3 protein-coding genes are annotated in these 5,442 nt (G+C 59.4%); all 3 read left to right on the plus strand.

What is annotated here, in order from left to right; all coding sequences use genetic code 11:
* Positions 1-2,089 (plus strand): type VI secretion system Vgr family protein (locus B3873_RS12385; RefSeq protein ID WP_286866399.1); only part of this gene is annotated, 2,089 nt, incomplete at its 5' end.
* A gap of 26 nt (positions 2,090-2,115) precedes the next feature.
* Positions 2,116-4,041, plus strand: a complete 1,926-nt coding sequence (locus tag B3873_RS12390) for a phospholipase D-like domain-containing protein (RefSeq protein WP_286866400.1) — start codon at positions 2,116-2,118, stop codon at positions 4,039-4,041.
* The coding region (locus B3873_RS12395) for an SEL1-like repeat protein (RefSeq protein WP_286866402.1) at positions 4,038-5,442 on the plus strand (1,405 nt) is incomplete at its 3' end. The genes B3873_RS12390 and B3873_RS12395, both read left to right, overlap by 4 nt.

Raw genomic sequence — 5,442 nt, forward strand, 5'->3', positions numbered from 1 at the left:
GGACTACAGGGCGGTGCGCGTCGAGGAGGCCGCCAGCCACAGCGCGATTGACCAGGGCGATACCGGCCGGGCATTGGCGGCCATCCTGAATGACGGGTTGATCGAGGCCCCTCACGCTGCGGATGGCCAGCAAGATCACTTGCGCCTAGCCGATGCCCGCATGCTGGCGCACGAGGGCCGCAGCGAATCCTTCGAGGCCAGTGGTACGGTGCGCGATCTGGCCGTGGGGCACTGGTTCGAGCTGGAAGGGCATCCGGACATGCACGGCCAAGATCGCACCTTGCGTGAATTCATCGTGACCTCCTTGCGGCAGCAAGCCGAAAACAATTTCCCCAAAGCGTTGCAGGATGCGATCGACCGCCTGCTGCCCGCCTCCACCTGGCAAGCCGATGTGCAGGGCGCAGCGGACATGCGCTACCGCAACCAGCTCAGCTGCCGCCGCCGCAGCGCGCCGCTGGCACCGCATTACGATCCCCGGCTGCATCTGCCGGCCGTGCATCCGGTCACCGCACTGGTAGTCGGGCCTGCCAACGAGGAGGTGTACTGCGACGAACTGGGCCGCATCAAGGTGCAACTGCAGGGCTTGCATGCGCAAGACCATGTCCATGCGCAAGGTGCGGGCACCAGCGGGCAGGAACGGGATAGCGCATTTGTGCGGGTATCGAGCGCCTGGGCCGGGGCAGGCTATGGGCACGATGCGGTGCCGCGGGTCGGCATGGAAGTGCTGATCGATTTTCTTGGGGGAGATCCGGACAAGATGTTCGTCGCCGGTGTCCTGCACAACGGCATCAACCATCCGGCGCGCTTCAGCCACAACGGCGGCTTGCCCGGCAATCGCTTCCTCTCGGGGATCAAGAGCAAGGAGATCGAAGGCGTCCGCTACAACCAGCTGCGGCTGGATGACACGCCCGGACAGATCAGCACGCAACTGGCCAGCGAGCACCAGCACAGCCAGATCAATCTGGGTTATCTCACCGAGCCGCGTCACGACGGGCAGGGAGATGATCGTGGCGAGGGACTGGAGGCGCGCACGGATGGGCATGGCGTCCTGCGTGGGGCCAAAGGCATCCTCATTACGGCACAAGCACAGGACCGGGGGCGCGGCCGCATGCTGGAGCGCGAGGCCCTGCTGGACACCCTGCACAGTCTGGAGGAACTGGCGCAGCGCCTGAGCCAGGATGCCGCCAGGTACCACGCAGAAGTGACCGATCTGGCGCAGCTGGAGCGCATCAGGAAGCAGCTGCAGGCATGGGACACGAGCGAAGCGGCCGGCGGCACGAGGCACGCTGCGGCACCCATGGTCGCCCTCGACGCACCGGCCGGCGTGAGCGTGACGAGCCAGGACACCATGGTGCTGGGCGCGTCCCGGCATATCGACCTGGTCAGCCGGGACAATACCCAGCTCAATGCCGGACGCAAATTGCTGATGCGGGCAGGAGAAATGTTCGCTGCCTTTGCCGGCAAGCACATGAAGCTGATCAGCGGCAAGGGCAGTGTCAAGGTGCAGGCGCACGAAGAACACGTCGAGCTTCAGGCTGCACGACGCATCCTGCTGGAGGCCAGCGAAGAGATCATCCTGCAGGCCCCGAAGATCAGCATCCGTTCGCGCGATGACACGCAAATCCATGGCGGCGGCAGCTTCAGCCGCTGGAATGCCAGCCTCATCGAACACGGCACCAGCGGACAGTGGCGGCAACAGGCTGCTGAACACAATGTGCTGGGTCCGGCCAATTGTCCGCCGCCGGAGATAGCGCCACCGCCTACCTTTGAAGAACTGCAACAGAGCGCCAGCTTGATGGTCCGCCTGCGCAGTCATGTGCGTGATGGAAGGCCGCTGGCACACCAACCCTATACGCTCTTCAAGCAGGGGACGCAGATCGCCGTGGGCGTCACTGACGCCGCCGGGCGATTACGAATCGAAGGCCATCAGCCGGGCGACGACAGCTACTCGGTCAAGCTCCCCAATGGCTACTGCTTTGATTTACCGGTCCACGAACAGGTCAGCGCACTGGACCAACAACTGGCGGCCTCGGGCTACCGCAGTACTGAAGCGGACGCAGAAAGCCGCCTGCGCCATGCAGGCGCCTGAACCCATTCCCTTTCTGGATCATCGCCATGACACAGACCTACCACCCAGGCAGCGTCCCCATCGACCTGCGCAAACGTAGTGCTACCGCAACGGCACAATGGCTGCTGGAACGCGCAGAAGACAGCAACTCTCCGATCTATCACGCCAACCAGCTAGAAATATTGATCTGTGGCGAAGAAGGCTTTTCCCGTATCTTGCAGGACATCCGGCGGGCCAAGCACAGTGTGGAAATCATTTGCTGGGGCTTCGATCCCGCCATGGAACTGGAACGCACGGGCGATACCTGGCCTCGGGGTCCGACCTGGGGGGATTTGCTCAGGGAGGTCGCGGCCGGCAAGTACAACAACGGCAAGCCGGTTCAGGTGCGGGTGCTGTGCTGGCGTGATGGACTGGTCTCCGCTCTGGCGAGAAATACACCGGGCTACGGGATGTTCCAAGCGGAGCAGGTCAAGCGCATCCGGCATCACGAGCGCCTCTCCGGAAAACCACATGAAGCCGGGATGACGCCACAGGAGCGCCGCGACTACTTCAACGCATTGTGGTTCTTTGATGCGACCCACGGCACCCATTCTCATCTCAGCTTCAAGGTCCGCGCGGGCGACAGCGACAAGGTGCGCGAAAGCCTTTCGAAAGAAAGCAAGAAGATCTTCCCGCGGATGGAAGCTATCTCCTTCATGGAAGCATCGACTGCGCATCAAAAAACGATACTGATCGACTATGACCATGCGCACGGTAAGCACGCGGTTGGTTACGTCATGGGCTTGAACAGCGTCACCGATTACTGGGATACCAGAAAACACCTGTTTCATGATCCACGCCGAGGTAAATCATGGGAAGGCGGTGGAGACAATCTCCCGGGCCTGAAGCCATTTCAGGATTATGCGTGCCGTATTGTCGGCGAGGTACTCATCTGCGTGAGCAAGAACTTTGTCGATGCCTGGAATCGGGTCGCCGCTCCCGGTCAGACAATCCAGCGCGTGCATGATCTGCGCTCACCGCCTGCTGGTCTGAAGGCAAGCGCGGGCAAGGCCGCTCACCGCGCGCAGATCGTGCGCACCCAGCCGGAGGAAGGTGACAAAACCATCCAGCGCCTGTATCGGCAAGCGACCAGTTTTGCTTCCAACTACATCTACATCGAAAACCAGTATTTCCAGTACACCGAATGGGCCAGGTATCTCAAGCAAATGCGGCGCAACTTCATTGCTGCGTGGAAGGAAGCGGGACAGCCATTGAAGGCCCTTCCGGATCTGCATGTCTTCATCGTCATCCCCACACCCGAACGGGTACAGATGGTCCCGGCCACGCATGAAACACTCAAGCTGCTCGGGCTGGGAACTTCGATGCCTGATCAGGACAAGATGTTCGAAGAGCAGCAACAGGTCCGTCAGAAACAACAACAGAGGGAGATTGAAAGGGTCAGCCTCAAAGAGACGGGTAATGGTACGCCACCGGAGCTTGTACGAACGCCCAAGCCCCCGCCGGGACAACAGGAACCCTACGGCAATGCCGAGATCGCCGAGGAATTGGAGGCATTGGGTATCAAGACGCTGGCAGCCAGCCTTTGGACCTACGACCATACCGGGAGAAGCACGGGCGACAAATATCGCGAGATCTACATTCACAGCAAGTTGATGATCATCGACGATGCCTTCTTCACCTTGGGCAGCGCCAATCTCAATCTGCGCAGCATGGCAGTGGATGCTGAAATCAATATCGGATGTGATGATCCGTTGTTGAGCGAGAAACTGCGGAGGGAGGTTTTTTCTATGCACTCCGGAAGCGCTGCTTCATGCGACGGCGGCAACGGAACTTCATCGTCAATTCAATCTGCATTTGAAGCTTGGCAGGAATTGTTGCGAGTTAACCGGAATAAGAAAGCTTCACGGAAACCCTTAACAGGCTTCTTGTTGCCATTTTCTGATGTACGCACTTCCTCGATCCGACTGGCATGAACAACGAACCTACTCCAAAAGCATTTCCCGGCAAGGGCATTCTCAAGACAGTTTCGCTCGCCATTACTCTTTCTCTTTTCTTGAATTCCTGCATGAACTTCCTTCCCCGCAACATGCCCCTGGCGGCATTCGATCCACACATGAAAATATGGACGTGCCGATACGAAAAACCTGCAGAACCTCAACTCGATGCACAAGCCGAGCAATGGTTCAGAGAAGGTTTGGCGTTAACCAGCTTTGACCTTTGGCCTGATGATCGTCAATTCAATAAGGCGGCGGCTCTCTGGACCAAGGCGGCCGAAAAAGAGCATTGGAAAGCCATGCTCAACCTGGCAAGTCTTTATGTTGAGGGAAAAGGTGTTACGCGGGACACCGAGCGCGCTGTTCAACTTGTTGAGGAGGCTATGCGCAAAGGAGTGCCGAAGGCCTTCGATCTGATGGGGACTTACCACATCAATGGAACAGGCGTTAAACAAGATGCGACAAGGGCTTATGCATTCTGGATCCTCGCGGCCGAGATGGGAGATGCTGATGCTCAGGCTTACCTGGGGGCAAAGCTCATGGCGGCATACGATGACCCCAAGGGAACATTCTGGGGCAATTCAGTCATTGGAAGAAAAATGCTGGAATGTTCCTACGCACAAGAAAACGGTAATGGCGCGTCCGAACTGGGATTGCGTATCGCACTCCCTGAAGAACTGGAACGCTCGCTGAAGGTTTATCACGACGGCGTGAAATTCGGGAGCGAAATGAGTGCCATCCATATGGCGGTAGAGTTTCGAGGAGGTCTCGAATCTGGCGGTCCGAGACCGGATCCCGATCGTGCTGAACGCTACTCTGCCATCGGCGACATGCTCCACCTCAACCCGGACCTGCGCCTCCCCAACCTGGATAAAGTCCTCCCCCTGCCTCCCGCCATCCTCCCCTATTGGGACGGCGACAAACAATCCCTGATCGACGGTGCCAAGCCCGTCAAGACAGCCTCGCTGGCGGACATCAAACCCTCCCCCGCTTCACTGCGCCAGGGCCGCGCGCACATCCCCGACGGCTTTGTCCTCCCTGACGAGCCACAAGGTGGCCCTCTGATCCAGCATCCAAACACCAATGCCGTCATCAGCGGTTATTGGATCGCCCAATTAGTCAAACCGTACACCCCCCGCCAAGTCGCCTGGAATAACGCTCAGGTACCCATGCACTATGAGCAGGGCGAATCCTTCACTCCCCCTGACGACATCACAAAAGAGTCTGGCGTTCTTCGTTTCCGCTATCTCGGCATACCGGTTCCCAAAGCGCCAGCTGCCGGACATGTCCCAGACTGGCGGGTGCCGCAAGGCGTGCTGCGCGAAGTCCCCTCTCCGTCACGTGACCTGCGCTCTACCGGCCTGCTACCCGCACCCGCCA

This window comes from Herbaspirillum sp. UBA812 (assembly GCF_002296545.1).
In the GTDB taxonomy this organism is placed as follows: Bacteria; Pseudomonadota; Gammaproteobacteria; order Burkholderiales; family Burkholderiaceae_D; genus Herbaspirillum; species Herbaspirillum huttiense.